23 protein-coding genes are annotated in these 19,696 nt (G+C 42.0%); 22 read left to right on the top strand and 1 reads right to left on the bottom strand.

Annotated elements, in window-relative coordinates; genetic code table 11:
- Positions 1-4 precede the first annotated feature (4 nt).
- The 15 genes from D8844_RS04980 to D8844_RS05055 all read left to right on the top strand — a co-directional run bounded on the left by D8844_RS04980 (position 5) and on the right by D8844_RS05055 (position 11,721).
- Positions 5-742 (top strand): acyl-[acyl-carrier-protein] thioesterase, encoded by a 738-nt coding sequence (locus D8844_RS04980; RefSeq protein ID WP_042768305.1) that lies wholly within the window; start codon positions 5-7, stop codon positions 740-742.
- Positions 743-748: 6 nt separating this feature from the next.
- Positions 749-1,522 carry a TIGR01457 family HAD-type hydrolase gene (locus D8844_RS04985; protein ID WP_125422393.1) on the top strand — a complete coding sequence of 258 codons (774 nt, stop codon included), beginning with the start codon at positions 749-751 and terminating at the stop codon, positions 1,520-1,522.
- A complete protein-coding gene (locus tag D8844_RS04990) occupies positions 1,512-2,132 on the top strand; it encodes a TIGR01906 family membrane protein (protein WP_042768302.1) in 621 nt (206 codons plus the stop codon). The genes D8844_RS04985 and D8844_RS04990 overlap by 11 nt, the downstream gene beginning before the upstream one ends.
- Positions 2,133-2,349: 217 nt before the next feature.
- Complete coding sequence (locus D8844_RS05000) at positions 2,350-2,751, top strand: Spx/MgsR family RNA polymerase-binding regulatory protein (protein WP_000631261.1); 402 nt, start codon at positions 2,350-2,352, stop codon at positions 2,749-2,751.
- Entirely contained in the window at positions 2,752-3,030 is a 279-nt protein-coding gene (locus D8844_RS05005; protein WP_001041959.1) for a UPF0223 family protein, read from the top strand. It abuts the gene before it with no gap.
- Positions 3,020-3,793: an inositol monophosphatase family protein gene (locus tag D8844_RS05010; protein ID WP_049520718.1), complete on the top strand. Its 774-nt coding sequence runs from the start codon at positions 3,020-3,022 to the stop codon at positions 3,791-3,793. The genes D8844_RS05005 and D8844_RS05010 overlap by 11 nt, the downstream gene beginning before the upstream one ends.
- The gene (locus D8844_RS05015) at positions 3,794-5,098 is read left to right on the top strand and encodes an RsmF rRNA methyltransferase first C-terminal domain-containing protein (RefSeq protein WP_125422396.1); all 1,305 of its coding nucleotides are present in this window, start codon (positions 3,794-3,796) and stop codon (positions 5,096-5,098) included.
- Positions 5,099-5,308: 210 nt separating this feature from the next.
- Positions 5,309-6,187, top strand: coding sequence for a phosphate ABC transporter substrate-binding protein PstS (locus D8844_RS05020; protein WP_000746362.1), 879 nt, complete (start codon positions 5,309-5,311; stop codon positions 6,185-6,187).
- Entirely contained in the window at positions 6,187-7,104 is a 918-nt protein-coding gene (gene pstC / locus D8844_RS05025; RefSeq protein WP_001070950.1) for a phosphate ABC transporter permease subunit PstC, read from the top strand. Before D8844_RS05020 ends, pstC begins: the two co-directional genes overlap by 1 nt.
- Positions 7,094-7,978: a phosphate ABC transporter permease PstA gene (gene pstA / locus D8844_RS05030; protein ID WP_000543054.1), complete on the top strand. Its 885-nt coding sequence runs from the start codon at positions 7,094-7,096 to the stop codon at positions 7,976-7,978. Before pstC ends, pstA begins: the two co-directional genes overlap by 11 nt.
- A gap of 10 nt (positions 7,979-7,988) precedes the next feature.
- Positions 7,989-8,792: a phosphate ABC transporter ATP-binding protein PstB gene (gene pstB, locus D8844_RS05035; RefSeq protein ID WP_000049851.1), complete on the top strand. Its 804-nt coding sequence runs from the start codon at positions 7,989-7,991 to the stop codon at positions 8,790-8,792.
- Between the two features lie 12 nt (positions 8,793-8,804).
- A complete protein-coding gene (gene pstB, locus D8844_RS05040) occupies positions 8,805-9,563 on the top strand; it encodes a phosphate ABC transporter ATP-binding protein PstB (RefSeq protein WP_001287329.1) in 759 nt (252 codons plus the stop codon).
- 11 nt (positions 9,564-9,574) lie between these two features.
- Positions 9,575-10,228: a phosphate signaling complex protein PhoU gene (gene phoU, locus D8844_RS05045; RefSeq protein ID WP_125422399.1), complete on the top strand. Its 654-nt coding sequence runs from the start codon at positions 9,575-9,577 to the stop codon at positions 10,226-10,228.
- A 90-nt stretch (positions 10,229-10,318) separates the two neighbouring features.
- Positions 10,319-10,786 carry an NUDIX hydrolase gene (locus D8844_RS05050; RefSeq protein WP_125422402.1) on the top strand — a complete coding sequence of 156 codons (468 nt, stop codon included), beginning with the start codon at positions 10,319-10,321 and terminating at the stop codon, positions 10,784-10,786.
- Between the two features lie 119 nt (positions 10,787-10,905).
- Positions 10,906-11,721 carry an ABC transporter substrate-binding protein gene (locus D8844_RS05055; RefSeq protein WP_125422404.1) on the top strand — a complete coding sequence of 272 codons (816 nt, stop codon included), beginning with the start codon at positions 10,906-10,908 and terminating at the stop codon, positions 11,719-11,721.
- A gap of 19 nt (positions 11,722-11,740) precedes the next feature.
- On the opposite strand, the gene D8844_RS05060 is transcribed toward D8844_RS05055, so the two are convergent.
- Positions 11,741-13,012, bottom strand: a complete 1,272-nt coding sequence (locus D8844_RS05060) for an aminotransferase-like domain-containing protein (RefSeq protein ID WP_125422407.1) — start codon at positions 13,010-13,012, stop codon at positions 11,741-11,743.
- 144 nt (positions 13,013-13,156) lie between these two features.
- Here D8844_RS05060 and budA point away from each other — a divergent pair, with 144 nt between their 5' ends.
- The 7 genes from budA (at position 13,157) to D8844_RS05095 (ending at position 19,588) form a co-directional block, all read left to right on the top strand.
- Complete coding sequence (budA, locus tag D8844_RS05065; protein ID WP_125422410.1) at positions 13,157-13,888, top strand: acetolactate decarboxylase; 732 nt, start codon at positions 13,157-13,159, stop codon at positions 13,886-13,888.
- A gap of 9 nt (positions 13,889-13,897) precedes the next feature.
- A complete protein-coding gene (locus D8844_RS05070; RefSeq protein ID WP_125422413.1) occupies positions 13,898-14,650 on the top strand; it encodes a YhfC family intramembrane metalloprotease in 753 nt (250 codons plus the stop codon).
- A gap of 111 nt (positions 14,651-14,761) precedes the next feature.
- The gene (murB, locus tag D8844_RS05075) at positions 14,762-15,667 is read left to right on the top strand and encodes a UDP-N-acetylmuramate dehydrogenase (RefSeq protein WP_125422416.1); all 906 of its coding nucleotides are present in this window, start codon (positions 14,762-14,764) and stop codon (positions 15,665-15,667) included.
- Positions 15,668-15,806: 139 nt separating this feature from the next.
- The gene (locus tag D8844_RS05080) at positions 15,807-16,964 is read left to right on the top strand and encodes an ABC transporter ATP-binding protein (protein ID WP_000742901.1); all 1,158 of its coding nucleotides are present in this window, start codon (positions 15,807-15,809) and stop codon (positions 16,962-16,964) included.
- The gene (locus D8844_RS05085) at positions 16,945-17,751 is read left to right on the top strand and encodes an ABC transporter permease (RefSeq protein ID WP_000754114.1); all 807 of its coding nucleotides are present in this window, start codon (positions 16,945-16,947) and stop codon (positions 17,749-17,751) included. Before D8844_RS05080 ends, D8844_RS05085 begins: the two co-directional genes overlap by 20 nt.
- Positions 17,748-18,521: an ABC transporter permease gene (locus tag D8844_RS05090; RefSeq protein ID WP_000712716.1), complete on the top strand. Its 774-nt coding sequence runs from the start codon at positions 17,748-17,750 to the stop codon at positions 18,519-18,521. Before D8844_RS05085 ends, D8844_RS05090 begins: the two co-directional genes overlap by 4 nt.
- Complete coding sequence (locus tag D8844_RS05095; RefSeq protein ID WP_125422419.1) at positions 18,518-19,588, top strand: ABC transporter substrate-binding protein; 1,071 nt, start codon at positions 18,518-18,520, stop codon at positions 19,586-19,588. Before D8844_RS05090 ends, D8844_RS05095 begins: the two co-directional genes overlap by 4 nt.
- The last annotated feature ends 108 nt before the right edge of the window (positions 19,589-19,696 follow it).

Genomic DNA, 19,696 nt, shown 5'->3' on the forward strand with positions numbered 1-19,696 from the left:
AACAATGGGCTTAACTTATCAAATGAAAATGAAAATTCCTTTTGATATGGCGGACATGAACGGTCATATCAAACTTCCAGATGTGATTTTGCTGTCCCTGCAAGTATCAGGTATGCAGTCGATTGAACTGGGAGTTAGCGACAAGGACGTATTGGAGCGTTACAATCTGGTCTGGATTATTACAGACTATGCGATTGATGTGGTTCGCTTGCCTCGCTTTGCTGAAGAGATTACGATTGAAACAGAAGCGTTGACTTACAATCGTCTTTTTTGCTACCGGCGTTTCACTATCTATGATGAAGCAGGTCAAGAAATCATTCGCATGGTAGCAACCTTTGTTCTCATGGACAGAGATAGTCGGAAAGTCCATGCTGTAGAACCGGAGATTGTTGCGCCTTACCAGTCTGAGTTTGATAAAAAACTCATCCGTGGGCCAAAGTATGTAAATCTAGAAGATCCAATCAGTAAAGACTACCATGTTCGTTTTTACGATTTGGATATGAATGGTCATGTCAATAATAGTAAATACCTAGACTGGATTTTTGAGGTCATGGGTGCCGATTTTCTAACCAAGTACATTCCAAAGAAAATCAATCTCAAGTATGTCAAAGAAGTGCGGCCAGGTGGCATGATTGCTTCAGCGTATGAACTCAAGGGACTAGAAAGCAAGCATGAGATTATCAGTGATAGCGAGATCAATGCCCAAGCTATGATTACTTGGCAAGAAATAAAAAAGGACTAAAGAGAGATGACATATAAAGGTTATTTAATTGATTTAGACGGGACCATTTACAAAGGGAAAGACCGGATTCCCGCGGGAGAGGCTTTTGTGCATGAATTGCAGAAGCGAGAAATTCCCTATCTCTTTGTAACCAACAATACAACCCGAACTCCAGAGAGTGTTCAAGAGATGTTGGTTCAAAATTTTAATATTGATACGCCTCTATCAACTGTCTACACGGCAACTTTGGCAACCATCGACTATATGAATGACTTGGGACTGGAAAAGACAGTCTATGTCATCGGAGAAGCAGGACTCAAGGATGCCATTCAGGCAGCTGGTTATGTCGAAGACAAGGAAAATCCTGCCTATGTGGTAGTTGGACTGGACTGGCAAGTCGACTATGAAAAATTTGCCACAGCAACTCTAGCTATCCAAAAGGGTGCTCACTTTATCGGAACCAACCCTGACCTCAATATCCCGACGGAACGTGGTCTTTTGCCAGGTGCTGGTTCACTAATTACACTTCTTGAAGTAGCAACACGAGTAAAACCAGTTTATATTGGGAAACCAAATGCTATCATCATGGACAAGGCGGTTGAGCACTTAGGTTTGAAAAGAGAAGAATTGCTCATGGTTGGAGACAATTACCTGACAGATATCCGAGCAGGGATTGACAATGGCATTCCAACTCTCTTGGTGACAACAGGTTTTACCAAAGCAGAAGAAGTGGGGAACCTGCCAATCGCACCAACTCATGTAGTTTCTAGTCTTGCGGAGTGGAATTTTGATGAAAACTAAACTGACCTTTTGGGGAAGTATGCTCTTTCTTCTCTCCCTGTCTATCCTCTTAACCATTTATCTGGCTTGGATTTTCTATCCCATGGAGATTCAGTGGCTGAACTTAGCGAATCGAGTCTATCTAAAGCCAGAAACCATTCAGTACAATTTTCATATCTTGATGAATTACCTGACCAATCCCTTTAGTCAGGTCTTAGAGATGCCAGATTTTCGTTCGTCAGAGGCTGGTCTACACCACTTTGCGGTGGTGAAGAATCTCTTTCACCTAGTTCAGCTAGTTGCCCTAGTGACGCTACCAAGTTTCTATTTCTTTGTTAGAAAGATTGTGAAAAAAGGCTTTTTGCCCCTATATCGTAAAAGTATCTTGACTTTATTAGCCTTGCCTTTGATCATTGGGCTTGTAGGAGTGGTGATTGGTTTTGAGCAATTCTTTACTCTTTTCCATCAGATTCTCTTTGTGGGAGATGATACTTGGCTTTTTGATCCAGCAAAGGATCGAGTTATTCTGATTTTACCAGAGATTTTCTTCCTCCATGCCTTTGTACTTTTCTTTGCTTTGTATGAAGGAATATTAGGTTTCCTTCTTGTCGAGGCTTCAAGGAAAAAGTAGATAAAATTCTGTATTTTTAATAAAAAACGAGAGAAGTTACTCTGCTCCCTATATATTGTTAGGTTATCCTAAAGATAAACTTGTAAAACAGGTAATTTTTACAGAAAAGAGTCTATTTTCTATGAAAAAATAGGCTTTTTTTCTAAAAATACCTAGTCAAGCGCTTTATTTTTTTGTATAATAGAAATAGCAAGTATAGATAAAAGAAGAGAAAAGCATGATTACACTATTTTTATCACCGAGTTGTACATCATGTCGTAAGGCAAAGGCTTGGTTAGAGACGCATAAAGTGCCCTTTCAAGAGCATAATATTATGACTAGTCCTTTAACAAGAAAAGAATTACAACATATTCTTTCCTTGACCGAAAATGGTACTGATGACATCATTTCAACTCGTTCAAAAATTTTTCAAAAATTGGATATTGATGTAGAGAGTATCTCGGTATCGGAGTTGCTTCAGTTGATTGAGCAATATCCTAGTCTTTTGCGTCGCCCAATTATTATAGATACCAAACGCATGCAAATCGGTTTTAATGAAGATGAGATTCGTGCTTTTCTCCCTCGTAGTTACCGTAAACAAGAATTGAAAGAAGCAACATTGAGAGCTGGTATAGGATAGATGAACAAACAGTATAGTTACCCACTAGATTTGTCGTGGAGCACTGAAGAACTTGCTTCAGTGCTTTCTTTTTTTAATGATGTTGAAGCTGCTTATGAAGATAAGGTAGAAGCAAAAAAACTGTTAGATTCCTATAAGGAATTTAAGTCTGTCGTCCCGAGCAAAAGTGAAGAAAAGCGCCTAGGTCGCGAATTTGAGACGGCTAGCGGTTATTCCTTCTATCATGCAGTTCAATTAGCAAAAGAAAAAAGAGAAGGGAAGATTTCTCTTGGAAACTAAATTTGAATTTGCCAAACAGATTGTGCAGGAAGCTGCTGACTATATTTTGGCTCACATGAAAGAAGATTTGCAGGTTGAGCGCAAGTCTTCGCCTACAGACTTGGTGACGCGTTTGGACAAGGAGGTCCAGGAACTCTTGGTTGAACGGATCAAGTCCTCCTATCCTGAGGACTTGATTTGCGCGGAAGAGGGCTGCTTACGTGCTGCAGTCGGTCAAGGTTCCGTTTGGGTGATTGATCCCATTGACGGTACCAATAACTTTGTCGCCCAGCAGGAAGATTTTGCCGTGATGTTGGCTTATTTTGAGGATGGTGTGGGCAAATTTGGCATCATCTATGATGTCATGAAAGGTGATTGTTACCATGGTGGTGGTGCCTTTCCTCCTTGCCGCAATAATGAGCCCTTACCGCCTTTTAGAAAGAAACCTCTTCAAGAATTTTTAGTTGCTGGTAACTCAGGTATGTTTGAAAGCAATGAGTGGGGTTTGGGTGATTTGGGTCGAGCAGCGTTGGGAGTCCGTGTCTACGGCAGTGCGGCCATTAGTTTTGCCAAGGTTTTATCGGGTCGTCTTCTGACTTATATTACCTACCTGCAGCCATGGGATTACGCTGCGGCCAGTATCTTAGGGGAAAGTCTGGGTTATCGCCTTCTTACGGTATCGGGTGAGCTTGCTGATTTTAAAACACGTCAGCCTGTCATGATGGTGCCAATCGAGATGCAAGAGGAGATTCAGTCTTATATCTACGAAAGGAAAGAGAACTAAATGCAATTTCCAGAAGGATTTGTTGAAAAATATGAAGCGATACTAGAAGATGAGGCAAGAGACTTTCTTGCCTCTTTTAAACAAGAAGCAGTTTCGGCTTTTCGAGTCAATCCCTTAAAAGAAAGTCAGTTATCGTTTGCAGATGCTATTCCAAATACACCTTGGGGGTATTATGGTAAGGTTTCTGGAAAGTCACCAGAGCACGTGACAGGTCTTGTTTATTCGCAAGAGCCTGCAGCCCAAATGGTGGCCCAGGTAGCTCAACCAAGACCTGGCATGAAAGTCTTGGACTTGGCGGCAGCACCAGGTGGAAAATCCACTCAACTAGCAGCTTATCTGGCTAATCAAGGAGTCCTTGTTTCCAACGAAATTTCAAGCAAGCGTGCTAAGATTTTAGTGGAAAATATGGAGCGATTTGGAGCGACAAACGTTGTTGTGACTAATGAATCTGCTGACCGCTTGGCCAAGGTTTTTAAAGGTTACTTTGATGTGATTGTTCTTGATGCACCTTGCTCAGGTGAAGGGATGTTTCGTAAGCAGCCAGATGCCATGGATTATTGGAGTACCGATTATCCGAGCCAATGTGCTAGTCTCCAAAGGGAAATTTTAGAAGATGCAGTGACCATGCTTGCTGAAGGTGGCCGTTTAGTTTATTCGACCTGTACTTGGGCACCAGAGGAAAATGAAGAAATCGTCCACTGGTTACTTGATACTTATGATTTTGAACTGCTTCCAGTTGATCATGTGAACGGTATGGTAGCAGGAATTGACCTTCCTGAAACGGCGCGGATGTATCCTCATCATTTCAAGGGAGAAGGTCAGTTTGTTGCCCACCTGCAGTTTAAGGGACAAAATCCAGCACCTAAATTCAAAGCTAGCAAGAGCAATCTCAGTCCTGAGCAACTGGCTTTGTGGCAAGAATTTGCCCAAAAACACTTGCGAGTCAATCTAACTGGTATCTTGCAAACTTTTGGAGATCAACTCTATCTCTTGCCAGAGATGCTACCTGATCTAGGAAAACTCAAAATTGCCCGAAATGGGCTCCATCTGGGGACTTTTAAAAAGAAACGCTTTGAACCAAGCTTTGCTCTGGGATTAGCCTTGAAACCAAGCCAAGTAAAACAAAGTGTTGAAATCAATGATGAGAACTTTGTAAAATATGTGGCTGGCGAGACTGTTCAATTGTCTGAAGCTCGACCAAATGGATGGTACCAAGTTGTGGTTCAAGGAAACGGATTAGGCTTTGCCAAGGTAACGGGAAATGTTTTGAAAAATTATTATCCAAAAGGACTCAGATTCAGGTGAAAAAGCTAGTCAAAGAGCCTATTCTATGTTATAGTGGAAGTATGAGTTTTTTCTGATAGTCTTTCATTATTACTTATATTATACGATGGAATTGTCCGCTCCTAAGAATGACTAGATAAAATGAAGAGGGGCAATCATTGATGATAATTGGATGATCAGGACAAACGGAAGAAATCAGAACATTTATCATTATGTTCAAGGAGAATAACAGTGAAAAAAAGAAAAAAGCTCGTCATGTCTCTTGCAGCTCTTTTGATGGCAGGTTCTCTAGCAGGATGCGCTAGCTGGATTGATCGTGGAGAATCCATGACAGCCGTTGGTTCAACTGCTCTTCAGCCTCTTGTCGAAGCGGCAGCAGATGAATTTGGTTCTAGAAACATCGGAAAAACAGTCAATGTTCAAGGTGGAGGATCGGGTACAGGCTTATCCCAAGTCCAGTCTGGAGCAGTTGACATCGGGAACTCTGACGTCTTTGCAGAGGAAAAAGAAGGAATCGATTCTTCAGCTCTGGTAGACCACAAGGTTGCAGTGGCTGGTCTTGCAGTGATTGTAAACAAGGAAGTGGATGTTGAAAATCTCACAACCGAGCAACTTCGCAAAATCTTTACAGGTGAAGTGACCAACTGGAAAGAAGTTGGGGGCAAAGACCTGGCCATTTCAATCATCAACCGAGCAGCAAGTTCTGGTTCACGAGCGACGTTTGATACGGTTGTTATGAATGGCCAAGCGGCAATGCAGAGCCAAGAACAGGATTCTAACGGGATGGTCAAGTCTATTGTATCCCAAACCCCTGGAGCCATTTCTTACTTGGCTTTTGCCTATGTAGATGACTCCGTGAAAAGCATGAAACTGAATGGGTATGAACCTACGTCTGAAAATGTAACGACCAACAACTGGCCTTTGTGGTCTTATGAACATATGTACACACTTGGTCAGCCAAATGAGTTAGCTGCTGAATTCCTGAATTTCGTCCTCTCAGATGAAGCCCAAAATGGAATTGTTAAGGGCATGGGCTATATCTCTATCAATGAAATGAAAGTCCAAAAGGATGCTTCAGGTACCGTTACAGCAGTAGAAGGAGGTCAATAATGAATCAAGAAGAATTATCAAAAAAATTACTATCTCCTTCAAAGAACTCTCGCCTTGAGAAGTTCGGTAAAGGTTTGACCTTCACCTGCCTTTCTTTGATTGTTATCATTGTGGCCATGATTTTGATTTTTGTAGCCCAAAAAGGCTTATCGACCTTCTTTGTCAATGGGGTCAACATCTTTGATTTCCTCTTTGGACAAACTTGGAATCCTTCAGGGAAACAATTTGGTGCCCTTCCAATGATTTTGGGTTCCTTTATTGTGACGATTTTATCAGCCCTCATCGCAACACCCTTCGCTATCGGAGCTGCAGTCTTTATGACAGAAGTCTCACCAAAGGGTGCAAAGATTTTGCAACCAGCCATTGAACTTCTCGTCGGTATTCCTTCAGTCGTCTATGGATTTATCGGTTTGCAAGTTGTGGTGCCTTTTGTTCGTAGCATCTTTGGTGGAACTGGTTTTGGGATCTTATCAGGGATTTTCGTTCTCTTTGTCATGATCCTACCAACTGTAACCTTTATGACAACAGACAGCTTGCGTGCTGTTCCTCGTCATTACCGTGAAGCCAGTTTAGCTATGGGAGCCACTCGTTGGCAAACCATCTGGCGTGTGACCTTGAAAGCAGCACGTTCAGGTATTTTCACTGCAGTGGTCTTTGGGATGGCGCGTGCTTTCGGTGAAGCTCTTGCTATTCAGATGGTTGTCGGAAACTCAGCAGTTATCCCAACTTCGCTAACAACACCAGCTGCGACCTTGACATCTGTATTGACTATGGGGATCGGAAATACCGTCATGGGAACGGTTGATAATAACGTTCTCTGGTCACTGGCCTTAGTCTTGCTCTTGATGAGTTTGGCCTTTAACAGTGTGATTAAATTGATTACGAAAGAAAGAGGAAAGAAAAACTATGCACGCTAAGAAATTAGATAAACTTGCAACAGCTGTCCTCTATACCATCGCGGGTATCATCGTGACCATTTTGGCATCTTTGATTCTCTATATCTTGGTGAGAGGGTTACCGCATATCTCTTGGTCTTTCTTGACTGGGAAATCCTCCTCTTATCAAGCAGGTGGGGGTATCGGGATTCAGCTTTATAATTCCTTCTTCCTTTTGGTCATTACCTTGATCATTTCTGTTCCCCTGTCTATGGGAGCTGGTGTTTTCCTTGCTGAGTATGCCAAAAAAGGACCTGTGACCAATTTTATTCGTACCTGTATTGAGATTTTGTCTTCTCTACCATCAGTCGTTGTAGGTCTCTTTGGTTATTTGATCTTTGTAGTCCAGTTTGAGTATGGATTTTCAATCATTTCAGGTGCCTTGGCCTTGACGGTCTTTAACCTCCCTCAGATGACTCGAAATGTTGAGGACAGTTTAAAACACGTTCACCATACACAACGTGAGGCAGGCTTGGCTCTTGGGATTTCTCGTTGGGAGACAATTGTTCATGTTGTTATTCCGGAAGCCCTACCAGGTATCGTAACGGGTGTTGTCTTGGCATCTGGCCGTATCTTTGGTGAGGCTGCCGCTCTTATCTATACGGCAGGACAATCAGCTCCCGCCCTTGACTGGTCTAACTGGAATATCCTCAGTGTTACCAGTCCTATCTCAATCTTCCGTCAAGCAGAAACCTTGGCTGTCCACATCTGGAAGGTCAACAGTGAAGGAACCATTCCTGATGCTACTATCGTATCAGCAGGTTCTGCCGCTGTGCTCCTCATCTTTATCTTGATTTTTAACTTTGGAGCACGCAAACTCGGAAGCTATTTACACAAGAAATTAACCGCTGCCTAAAGGAGAAGCCATGTCAAAATATAACTGGGATGAAAAGCATATCATCACCTTCCCTGAAGAAAAAGTGGCCCTCTCTACCAAGGATTTACATGTTTACTATGGTAAAAATGAATCCATCAAGGGCATCGATATGCAATTTGAAAAAAATAAAATTACAGCCTTGATTGGCCCCTCTGGATCAGGGAAATCTACTTATCTTCGCAGTCTCAATCGGATGAATGATACTATTGATATTGCCAAGGTCACAGGTCAAATCCTCTATCGAGGGATTGATGTTAATCGTCCAGAAATCAATGTCTATGAGATGCGCAAGCATATCGGAATGGTCTTTCAACGTCCAAATCCATTTGCTAAGTCTATTTATCGCAACATTACTTTTGCTCATGAACGTGCAGGTGTTAAGGACAAGAAAGTCCTTGATGAAATTGTAGAAACCTCTCTAAGACAGGCTGCCCTTTGGGATCAGGTCAAAGACGACCTCCACAAATCAGCCTTGATGCTTTCTGGAGGTCAGCAACAACGTCTCTGTATCGCTCGCGCCATCTCTGTTAAGCCAGATATCCTCTTGATGGATGAACCGGCTTCAGCCTTGGATCCGATTGCGACAGCCCAACTGGAAGAAACCATGTTGGAATTGAAGAAGGACTTTACCATCATTATCGTTACCCACAGTATGCAACAGGCTGCGCGTGCAAGTGACTACACAGGATTTTTCTACCTGGGTGATTTGATTGAGTATGATAAGACATCCAATATTTTCCAAAATGCTAAGTTACAGTCAACCAATGACTATGTAACAGGACACTTTGGTTAGAAAGGAAACGGTATGTCAGAAGCGATTTTACAGGTGTCAGACCTGTCCGTTTATTACAATAAAAAGAAGGCCTTGAATAGTGTTTCCCTTTCTTTCCAACCTAAGGAAATAACGGCCTTGATTGGTCCTTCTGGATCAGGAAAGTCCACCCTACTCAAAGCCATCAACCGCATGGGCGATTTAAATCCTGAGGTGACTACAACTGGATCAGTGGTCTATAACGGTCACAATATCTACAGCCCCCGTACCGATACGGTTGAATTGCGTAAGGAAATTGGTATGGTCTTTCAACAGCCCAATCCCTTCCCTATGTCTATCTACGAAAATGTTGTCTATGGGCTGCGTATCAATGGGGTTAAGGACAAGCAAGTTCTTGATGAAGCAGTAGAAAAGGCCTTGCAACGTGCTTCTATCTGGGATGAAGTAAAGGATCGTTTGCATGATTCGGCCATTGGTCTCTCTGGTGGACAACAACAACGTGTTTGTGTTGCTCGTGTCTTAGCAACCAGTCCGAAAATTATCCTCTTAGATGAACCAACTTCAGCTTTGGATCCTATTTCTGCAGGTAAGATTGAGGAAACCTTGTATGGTCTGAAAGATAAATACACCATGCTCTTGGTAACGCGTTCGATGCAACAAGCCTCTCGTATCTCTGATAAAACAGGATTTTTCCTAGATGGGGATTTGATTGAGTTTAACGATACGAAGAAGATGTTCCTAGACCCACAAAACAAGGAAACAGAAGATTATATTACAGGAAAATTTGGATAAGGAGTTGAATGATGTTACGATCTCAATTTGAAGAAGATTTGGAGAAATTGCATAACCAGTTCTATGCTATGGGACAAGAAGTGCTCTCGCAGATCAATCGTACAGTGCGTGCTTTTGTTACGCATGACCGTGATTTGGCAAAAGAAGTCATCGAAGACGATGCAGAAGTAAACGAGTATGAAGTGAAGTTGGAAAAGAAATCATTTGAAATGATTGCCCTTCAACAACCTGTTTCGCAAGATCTTCGTACCGTCTTGACCGTTCTCAAGGCAGTGTCTGACGTGGAACGCATGGGAGATCATGCAGTGTCTATAGCTGAGGCGACCATTCGTATGAAGGGGGAGCAACGTATCCCTTCTGTTGAAGAAGAAATCAAAAAGATGGGACGCGACGTGAAAAACTTTGTCGAAGCAGCTCTTGATCTCTATCTGAACGGTTCTGTGGATCAAGCCTACGAAGTAGCGGCTATGGATGAAAAAATCAACCATTACTTTGATAGCATCCGTGATCTGACTACAGAAGAAATTAGGAAAAATCCTGAAGCTATCGTTACAGGTCGTGATTACTTCCAAGTCATTTCTTTCTTGGAGCGTATCGGAGACTACGCAAAAAACATCTGTGAATGGGTTGTTTACTTTGAAACAGGTAAGATTGTAGAATTATAAAGTATTCAAATGATAAAATTATTGTGAAAGCTTATTTTTTAATATAGTAAGCTTTCGTTGTATTGATGGTTTTTTTATCAGAGGTGAGTAATGGACTACATACAGAATATAAGAAAAAAAGTTGGGAAAGATAAAATTATTTTAAATTTCACCTGTGGAATATTAAATCAATCAGGAAAAATTTTATTACAAAAAAGAGCAGATAAAGGAACGTGGGGATTACCAGGTGGTGCTATTGAATTAGGTGAATCGGCTTTAGAAGCTTTAGTGCGAGAGTTTTATGAAGAAACGGGAATCGAAGTGAGAGCGGAAAAACTCTTAAATGTTTATACTAAATATTCAGATAGTTATCCGAATGGTGATGAGGCTCAAGTTCTTACAATTTTGTATTTAGTTTCATCTGAAAATTCTATTTCTACAAATTTTTTTACAAGTGATGAAACTTTAGAATTAGGATTTTTTGATCATGGGGACATACAAAATATTGAAATTGTAAACCAGCAACATCAAGATATGATAAATGATTTTTTTGAAAATAAGTTCCCAATAGATAGATAAACTAATCTCTGAATTTCTATTTTTTGTAACTATATTTTATGAAAATGCAAGAAAAATGTTGACAAGTATTTTCAAATGAGTTATAATTATACAGAAAAAAACAGAAAGGTCGTTTATTTATGAAGTTTAAGAAGTGGATATTAGTTGTGTGTAGCATGCTTGCCAGCATGGTTTTAGTAGCTTGTCAATCCAGTACGGATAGTTCTCAGTCTGCTGTGGACGCTATTAAACAAAAGGGAAAGCTAGTTGTTGCGACCAGCCCAGACTATGCACCGTTTGAATTCCAAGCCTTGGTAGATGGTAAAAACCAAGTGGTCGGGGCAGATATTGATATGGCTCAAGCGATTGCGGATGAGCTCGGGGTTAAACTTGAAATTTCTAGCATGAGTTTTGACAATGTCTTGACCAGTCTTCAAACTGGAAAGGCTGACTTAGCCATAGCAGGAATTAGTGCTACAGATGAGAGAAAGGAAGTCTTTGACTTTTCAATTCCTTACTATGAAAATAAGATGAGTTTCTTGGTTAGAAAAGCTGATTTAGACAAATACAAGGATCTTTCAAGCCTTGCAAGTGCGAATATCGCAGCTCAAAAGGGAACTGTTCCAGAAACCATGGTCAAGGAACAATTACCAAATGCCCAGTTGACATCCTTGACCAATATGGGGGAAGCAGTCAATGAATTGCAGGCTGGAAAAGTGGATGCTGTTCATATGGATGAACCAGTTGCTCTTAGCTACGCAGGTAAAAACTCAGACCTTGTTGTTGCATCTGTTAACTTGACAATGAAAGACGGTGAAGCCAATGCCGTTGCTATCAAGAAGGATCAATCAGACTTGAAAGCAGTAGTAGATAAGGTTATCCAAAAACTGAAAGATGACGGAACCTATCAAACCTATCTAGAAAAAGCAGCGAAACTAACAGAAGTTGAACAATAAGAAAAAGCTGAGTTGGACTTTAATCCAACTCAGCTTTTATGTATTCTAATAGCTCTTCTAGATTTTCAAGAGTGACTTTGGCAAACTGATAAGGGCAGGCATCCAAATAAGCCCTCTCAAAAAAGTCTAGTTTGAGTGAGCTGTGTTTCAAACTGGCAATCTTAGGATAGTGTCTCAAATCAAGCAAAAGACCATCGTGTAGAGGGTAGTAGGGCAAGGGACAGGTGTTTTCTTCAAGCACTTCCTTAATCCGAGCCTGATAGTTCTCTTGAAGGGTCAGTCGAGCCAATCGATTTTTTTCAAATAACTGGCTATCAATGTAAAGAGAAAGAGCCTTTTGCATGATGAGATTGCTGTCATAGTCTAGGATATTTTTATAGGAAACAAAGGCCTCTTTTAGGGCATTTGGGAGAATGAGGGCGGTAATACGAAGGGCTGGAAAGAGACTGGTTGAGAAGGATTTGATATAAATAACCCGATCCCCTGTATCCAGATAGTGGAAAGTTTGCCTTTTTTTAGGGTCTAAATCTCCTAGATAGTCATCCTCTACGATGTAAACACCATACTGGTTTGCTAGATCCAGAATAGCCCTTTTTTCCTGATCAGAATAGGAATGACCTAGGGGATAGTGGAAGCGAGGAATCGTATAGAAAAACTTGATTTTCCCAGATTTGAACTGTTCTTCCAGTTCTTCAAGGTCAATGCCATCAATACGGCGTTCAATGGTCTGGTAGGCTAATCCTTGAGCGACCAAGAGACGATTCATCCGGTGGTAGGTCGGCTGTTCGACCAAAATCTCAGTTCCCTGGCTCGGGAAATCAATCTGAGAAAGGATAAAGAGAGCTTGCTGGGTGCCAGAAGTTAGAACCAGTTGATCGGGTTTGCAGTAGAGAGCCTGGTCAAAGAGGAGTTGATGGACAGATTGTCTGAGTTCCTCAAGGCCTTCTTGGTTGTCATAGTAGTTGAAGAGGTAGTTTTCTCGACCTATCAGGGTTTCGTTGACGCAGAGTCGGAAGTCGTCATAGGCACTGGCATGTTCGTCAGTGACTTCGATTTCCAAGTCTTGGTGCTGTCCTTGTTCCAGAACATAGTAGCCACTTTGGGGTTTGGCATAGAGGTATTGTTCATGGCGTAATTCCAGCAGGGCTCGTTGGATAGTGTCCTTGCTACAGTGGAAGTCTTGGCTCAGTTGACGGATAGAGGGAAGCCGGCTACCTGTTGGGAATTTTCCTGATTCAATCCCCTTTTTTAGAAAGGAAACGACTGCTTGGTATTTACTTTCTTTCTTCATTCCAGACCTCCGTTGATTTTGTTACATTGTACCTTTTTTTTGCCTCCTTTGCAATGGGAAAAACATTCCCCCTTTCACAACTAGGAGCAAATGTGGTATACTTAGAAAGTATGATGATTCATTGAACAGAAGATAAGAAAGAGAATGGATAGAAAAGTGCAGGAACCGGTTAAATTATTTCAATACAATACTTTAGGTGCCCTAATGGCAGGTCTCTATGGTGGAACCATGACAGTAGGAGAATTGCTGGAACATGGTGACCTCGGCTTGGGAACTTTGGATTCGATTGATGGGGAGTTGATTGTCCTTGATGGCAAGGCTTATCAAGCCAAGGGGTCTGGTCAAACGCCTGAAATCGTTGAGGTGGCAACGGATGCTCTTATTCCCTATGCAGCAGTGGTCCCTCATCAGGCAGAAGTGATTTTTCGTCAGCGCTTTGAGATGACAGATAAGGAATTGGAGAAGCGAATTGAGTCCTACTATGATGGGGAAAATCTTTTTCGTTCCATCAAGATTCATGGCGAATTTTCACAAATGCATGTGCGGATGATTCCCAAATCCACACCTGATACCAAGTTTGCTGATGTCGCGACTCACCAACCTGAATATAGCCGTGAAAATGTATCGGGAACTATTGTTGGATTTTGGACACCTGAGATTTTCCATGGGGTGAGTGTTGCAGGCTATCATTTGCATTTTATCTCAGATGACTTGACCTTTGGTGGTCATGTGATGGACTTTGTTATCAAAGAAGGAATGATTGAGGTTGGGGCAGTCGACCAGTTGGACCAACGTTTTCCAGTCCAAGATCGCCAGTATTTATTTGCCAAATTTAACGTTGACGAGATGAAGAAAGATATTGATAAGTCAGAATAGGAGAAAAAGATGACAGTACATATTATCCTTACCATGATCGCTTTGGTTCTCATTCTAGTAAGTGGGACTTGGTATGCTAAAAAACGATTTAAAATCTCTCTTGCAGTGATGGGCTTGGGGGCAATCGCATTTTTTGTTTCTTCTCAAGTGTTAGAGAAGATGGTTCACTTTCTGATACTCCATCCGCAAAAAGATGGAACCATTCCGCTTATGCAGGAGCAGCCTTTCTTATACGTCCTTTATGGGATTGCCATGGCTGCCCTCTTTGAAGAGACGGCTCGTCTTATCTTTTTTAAATGGTTGGAGAAAAAGAGAAAGCTAGAAGATCGAGATGCTTTGGCCTATGGTTTGGGACATGGGGGCTTGGAAATGCTCTATCTCGGAATGGGAAGTTTGATCAGTTTGTTGATTCTCTTTTCACTCATGCAGTCTTCAAATACTGATGTAGCCAATCTCCTTCCAAAGTCTACACTCGAAACGGTCCAGTCTTTATCAGTTTGGCAGGTTTATTTACTAGGAGTTGAGCGTTTGCTTGCCTTAGTTCTGCAAATCGGCCTTTCCATCTGGGTCTATCAAAGTGTTCGTCAAAAGAAATGGATCTACCTTGTTGCTGCCTATGGTTTGCATGCCTTGTTTGACTTGGCTCCAGCCTTATCTCAGGTTGGATGGATTGCAAATCCGCTTCTAGTGGAGGGCATTCTTCTTGTAGAAGTACTGGCCTTTGTCTGGCTTACAAAATCTACATTTTGGAAAAAATCATAAAAAGAGGGGTGCCCTCTTTTTTTATGTAAAGATAAAACAGGCTCTTTTTATGGTCGTCAAATGTCTCTAAAAATGGTATAATGGAATGAATTTTGAAAAAGGAAGAGTGACATGTCAGTAAAAGAAAAAATGCTTGAAATCCTGGAAGGAATCGATATTCGTTTTAAGGAACCTTTGAAGACCTATACCTATACCAAGGTAGGAGGTCGAGCGGATTATCTAGTTTTGCCACGCAATCGCTATGAGATGGCCCGTGTCGTCCAATTTGCCAATCAAGAGAATATTCCTTGGATGGTGCTTGGGAATGCCAGCAATATCATCGTGCGTGAAGGTGGGATCCGTGGTTTTGTCATCTTGTGCGATAAGCTTAATAACGTTTCAGTTGATGGTTACACTATTGAAGCAGAAGCGGGTGCTAATTTAATCGAGACAACACGTATTGCCCTTCGTCATAGTTTGACTGGTTTTGAGTTTGCTTGTGGCATTCCAGGGAGTGTCGGCGGTGCGGTCTTTATGAATGCGGGTGCTTACGGAGGTGAGATTGCCCATATTTTGCAGTCTTGTAAGATTCTGACCAAGGAAGGGGAAATCGAGACCTTATCTGCCAAGGATTTGGCTTTTGGTTACCGCCATTCAGCTATTCAGGATTCTGGGGCCATTGTCTTGTCAGCTAAATTTGCCCTAGCTCCAGGGAGTCATCAGGTTATCAAGCAAGAGATGGATCGCTTGACGCATCTACGTGAACTCAAGCAACCATTAGAATACCCATCTTGTGGTTCAGTCTTTAAGCGTCCAGTCGGGCATTTTGCAGGACAATTGATTTCAGAAGCTGGTTTGAAGGGCTACCGTATCGGTGGTGTCGAAGTCTCAGAAAAACATGCAGGCTTTATGATTAATGTAGCCGATGGGACTGCAAGAGATTATGAAGACTTAATTGAGTCTGTCATTGAAAAAGTTAAAGAACATTCAGGTGTTACCTTAGAGCGAGAAGTTCGTATCTTGGGTGAACATGAATAACATTATTTTTACATAGCATTCAAAGATTGGGATTTTATCGCTAAATGAGGTTTAGGTCAATTTATTTCCTACGCTTGTGTCTAGCATTCTAACAAGGTCCCAATCTGTTAATTTACGAAGAAAAAGGAATTTAGAGGAATTGAAAAAACCAATTATTGAATTCAAAAACGTCTCTAAAGTTTTTGAAGACAGCAACACCAAGGTTCTCAAAGATATTAACTTTGAGTTGGAAGAAGGAAAGTTCTATACCCTACTAGGCGCATCTGGTTCAGGAAAATCAACCATTCTAAATATCATTGCAGGTTTACTGGATGCGACGACAGGGGATATTTTACTGGATGGGGTGCGGATCAATGATATCCCAACTAATAAACGAGATGTCCATACGGTCTTCCAATCCTATGCCTTGTTTCCACATATGAATGTGTTTGAAAATGTTGCCTTTCCACTCCGCTTGCGTAAAATCGACAAGAAAGAAATCGAGCAACGCGTAGCGGAAGTTCTCAAGATGGTTCAGTTGGAAGGTTACGAGAAGCGTTCCATCCGTAAACTCTCTGGAGGACAACGTCAGCGTGTGGCCATTGCCCGTGCCATCATCAACCAACCCCGTGTGGTCTTGCTGGACGAGCCTTTGTCAGCGCTGGACTTGAAATTGCGAACAGACATGCAGTATGAACTGCGTGAATTGCAACAACGATTGGGAATTACCTTTGTCTTTGTCACTCATGATCAGGAAGAAGCCCTGGCTATGAGTGACTGGATTTTCGTTATGAACGATGGCGAGATTGTTCAGTCTGGAACGCCGGTGGACATCTACGATGAGCCAATCAACCACTTTGTTGCCACTTTTATTGGTGAGTCCAATATCTTGCCAGGAACCATGATTGAAGACTACTTGGTCGAGTTTAACGGCAAACGATTTGAAGCGGTCGATGGTGGGATGAAGCCAAACGAACCTGTGGAAGTTGTTATTCGTCCAGAGGACTTGCGCATCACTCTTCCTGAAGAAGGCAAGCTCCAAGTTAAGGTGGATACTCAGCTTTTCCGTGGGGTTCACTACGAGATTATCGCCTATGACGAGCTCGGAAATGAATGGATGATCCACTCGACTCGTAAGGCCATTGTGGGTGAGGAAATCGGTCTGGACTTTGAACCAGAAGACATCCACATCATGCGTCTCAACGAAACCGAAGAAGAGTTCGATGCTCGTATCGAAGAATACGTAGAAATCGAAGAGCAAGAAGCAGGTCTGATTAACGCGATCGAGGAGGAAAGAGATGAAGAAAACAACCTCTAAACTCTTTGTAGTGCCCTACATGCTTTGGATTGCCCTCTTTGTCCTCGCACCCTTGGTCTTGATTTTCGGTCAATCTTTTTTCAACATTGAAGGCCAGTTTAGTTTAGAAAACTATAAATCTTACTTTGCGTCACAAAACTTGACCTATCTCAAAATGAGCTTCAACTCTGTGCTCTATGCAGGGATTGTAACTTTAGTGACACTTCTTATCAGCTATCCAACAGCCCTCTTTTTGACCCGTCTCAAGCACCGTCAACTCTGGCTCATGCTGATTATCCTGCCAACTTGGATTAATCTGCTCCTCAAGGCTTATGCTTTTATCGGGATTTTTGGTCAAAATGGCTCTATTAATCAATTTTTGGAATTCATCGGAATCGGTTCGCAGCAGTTGCTCTTTACCGATTTCTCCTTTATCTTTGTCGCAAGTTACATCGAGCTTCCCTTTATGATTTTGCCCATTTTCAATGTCTTGGATGATATGGATAACAATCTCATCAATGCCAGCTATGACCTCGGTGCGACCAAGTGGGAGACCTTCCGCCATGTTATCTTTCCTCTATCTATGAACGGGGTGAGAAGTGGGGTTCAGTCTGTCTTTATCCCTAGTTTGAGTCTCTTCATGCTGACACGTTTGATTGGTGGGAACCGCGTTATCACATTGGGAACGGCCATTGAGCAAAACTTTCTAACCAATGACAACTACGGTATGGGTTCTACCATCGGTGTGATCCTCATCCTAACCATGTTCATCACCATGTGGGTGACCAAGGAAAGGAGAGAACGATGAAAAAATTTGCCAATCTCTATCTAGCCTTTGTCTTTATCATCCTTTATTTGCCAATTTTTTACTTGATTGGCTATGCATTTAATGCAGGGGATGATATGAACAGCTTTACAGGCTTTAGCTTGAGCCATTTTAAAACTATGTTTGGTGATGGTCGCCTCATGTTGATCCTCACCCAAACCTTTTTCTTGGCCTTTTTATCAGCCTTGATTGCGACCATTATCGGGACTTTTGGTGCTATCTATATCTATCAGTCTCGTAAGAAATACCAAGAAGCCTTTTTATCACTCAATAATATCCTCATGGTTGCGCCTGACGTTATGATTGGTGCCAGCTTCTTGATTCTCTTTACACAGCTTAAGTTTTCACTTGGCTTTTTGACTGTTCTATCTAGTCACGTGGCCTTTTCCATCCCTATCGTGGTCTTGATGGTCTTGCCTCGTCTCAAGGAGATGAATGATGACATGATTCATGCGGCCTATGACCTGGGTGCCAGCCAGTTTCAGATGTTTAAGGAAATCATGCTACCGTACCTGACTCCGTCTATCATTGCAGGTTATTTCATGGCCTTCACCTATTCGCTAGATGACTTTGCCGTGACCTTCTTTGTCACAGGGAATGGCTTTTCAACCCTGTCAGTCGAGATTTACTCTCGAGCTCGCAAGGGAATTTCGCTGGAAATCAATGCCCTGTCTGCCCTTGTCTTTCTCTTTAGTATTATCCTAGTTGTTGGCTATTACTTTATCTCACGTGAGAAGGAGGAGCAAGCATGAAAAAACTCTATTCATTTTTAGCAGGAATTGCAGCGATTATCCTTGTCTTGTGGGGGATTGCTCATCATCTAGATAGTAAAATCAATAGCCGAGACAGTCAGAAATTGGTTATTTACAACTGGGGGGACTATATCGATCCAGAACTCTTGGAGCAATTCACGGAAGAAACAGGAATCCAAGTACAGTACGAGACCTTTGACTCCAACGAAGCTATGTATACCAAGATAAAGCAGGGTGGAACGACCTACGACATTGCCATCCCAAGTGAGTACATGATCAACAAGATGAAGGACGAAGACCTCTTAGTTCCTCTTGATTATTCAAAAATTGAAGGAATCGAGAATATCGGACCAGAGTTCCTCAACCAGTCATTTGACCCGGGCAATAAATTCTCCATCCCGTACTTCTGGGGGACCTTGGGAATTGTTTACAATGAAACCATGGTAGAGGAGGCGCCTGAGCATTGGGATGACCTCTGGAAACCAGAATACAAGGATTCCATCATGCTCTTTGATGGGGCGCGTGAGGTGCTGGGACTCGGGCTTAACTCACTCGGTTACAGTCTCAACTCCAAGGATCCTCAGCAGCTGGAAGAGACAGTGGATAAGCTCTACAAACTGACTCCAAATATCAAGGCCATTGTGGCGGACGAGATGAAGGGTTACATGATTCAGAACAACGCTGCTATCGGTGTGACTTTCTCTGGGGAAGCTAGGCAGATGTTGGAGAAAAATCCTAACCTCAAGTATGTCGTTCCGACTGAGGCCAGCAATCTCTGGTTTGATAACATGGTCATTCCAAAAACCGTGAAAAACCAAGATGCGGCCTATGCCTTTATCAACTTTATGTTGAAACCCGAAAATGCTCTGAAAAATGCGGAGTATGTAGGTTATTCAACACCAAACCTACCAGCTAAGGAAATGCTCCCAGAGGAGACCAAGGAAGATAAATCCTTCTATCCTGACGCTGATACCATGAAACACCTAGAAGTTTATGAAAAGTTTGACCATAAATGGACAGGCAAATATAGCGACCTCTTCCTACAGTTTAAAATGTATCGGAAGTAGGAATTAAATGTAAGAAACGAATCAGTTAAGCTGGTTCGTTTTTTGTATTAAAAAAATTTATATTTGGGCTTGACAAAAGGAATTTTAATGATAAAATAGTATCCTTTA

It is taken from the genome of Streptococcus oralis (assembly GCF_003942875.1).
Classification (GTDB): Bacteria; Bacillota; Bacilli; order Lactobacillales; family Streptococcaceae; genus Streptococcus; species Streptococcus oralis_BX.

What these genes read in the sequence shown, in the direction of transcription:
- D8844_RS04980 (WP_042768305.1), top strand. Translation starts at nt 5, where the DNA reads ATGGGCTTAACTTATCAAATGAAAATGAAAATTCCTTTTGATATGGCG.
- D8844_RS05090 (WP_000712716.1), top strand. Translation starts at nt 17,748, where the DNA reads ATGAAAAAATTTGCCAATCTCTATCTAGCCTTTGTCTTTATCATCCTT.
- murB (WP_125422416.1), top strand. Translation starts at nt 14,762, where the DNA reads ATGTCAGTAAAAGAAAAAATGCTTGAAATCCTGGAAGGAATCGATATT.
- pstC (WP_001070950.1), top strand. Translation starts at nt 6,187, where the DNA reads ATGAATCAAGAAGAATTATCAAAAAAATTACTATCTCCTTCAAAGAAC.
- phoU (WP_125422399.1), top strand. Translation starts at nt 9,575, where the DNA reads ATGTTACGATCTCAATTTGAAGAAGATTTGGAGAAATTGCATAACCAG.
- D8844_RS05085 (WP_000754114.1), top strand. Translation starts at nt 16,945, where the DNA reads ATGAAGAAAACAACCTCTAAACTCTTTGTAGTGCCCTACATGCTTTGG.
- D8844_RS04985 (WP_125422393.1), top strand. Translation starts at nt 749, where the DNA reads ATGACATATAAAGGTTATTTAATTGATTTAGACGGGACCATTTACAAA.
- D8844_RS05000 (WP_000631261.1), top strand. Translation starts at nt 2,350, where the DNA reads ATGATTACACTATTTTTATCACCGAGTTGTACATCATGTCGTAAGGCA.
- budA (WP_125422410.1), top strand. Translation starts at nt 13,157, where the DNA reads ATGGATAGAAAAGTGCAGGAACCGGTTAAATTATTTCAATACAATACT.
- D8844_RS05070 (WP_125422413.1), top strand. Translation starts at nt 13,898, where the DNA reads ATGACAGTACATATTATCCTTACCATGATCGCTTTGGTTCTCATTCTA.
- D8844_RS05055 (WP_125422404.1), top strand. Translation starts at nt 10,906, where the DNA reads ATGAAGTTTAAGAAGTGGATATTAGTTGTGTGTAGCATGCTTGCCAGC.
- D8844_RS04990 (WP_042768302.1), top strand. Translation starts at nt 1,512, where the DNA reads ATGAAAACTAAACTGACCTTTTGGGGAAGTATGCTCTTTCTTCTCTCC.
- pstB (WP_001287329.1), top strand. Translation starts at nt 8,805, where the DNA reads ATGTCAGAAGCGATTTTACAGGTGTCAGACCTGTCCGTTTATTACAAT.
- D8844_RS05005 (WP_001041959.1), top strand. Translation starts at nt 2,752, where the DNA reads ATGAACAAACAGTATAGTTACCCACTAGATTTGTCGTGGAGCACTGAA.
- D8844_RS05060 (WP_125422407.1), bottom strand. Translation starts at nt 13,012, where the DNA reads ATGAAGAAAGAAAGTAAATACCAAGCAGTCGTTTCCTTTCTAAAAAAG.
- D8844_RS05050 (WP_125422402.1), top strand. Translation starts at nt 10,319, where the DNA reads ATGGACTACATACAGAATATAAGAAAAAAAGTTGGGAAAGATAAAATT.
- D8844_RS05095 (WP_125422419.1), top strand. Translation starts at nt 18,518, where the DNA reads ATGAAAAAACTCTATTCATTTTTAGCAGGAATTGCAGCGATTATCCTT.
- pstB (WP_000049851.1), top strand. Translation starts at nt 7,989, where the DNA reads ATGTCAAAATATAACTGGGATGAAAAGCATATCATCACCTTCCCTGAA.
- pstA (WP_000543054.1), top strand. Translation starts at nt 7,094, where the DNA reads ATGCACGCTAAGAAATTAGATAAACTTGCAACAGCTGTCCTCTATACC.
- D8844_RS05015 (WP_125422396.1), top strand. Translation starts at nt 3,794, where the DNA reads ATGCAATTTCCAGAAGGATTTGTTGAAAAATATGAAGCGATACTAGAA.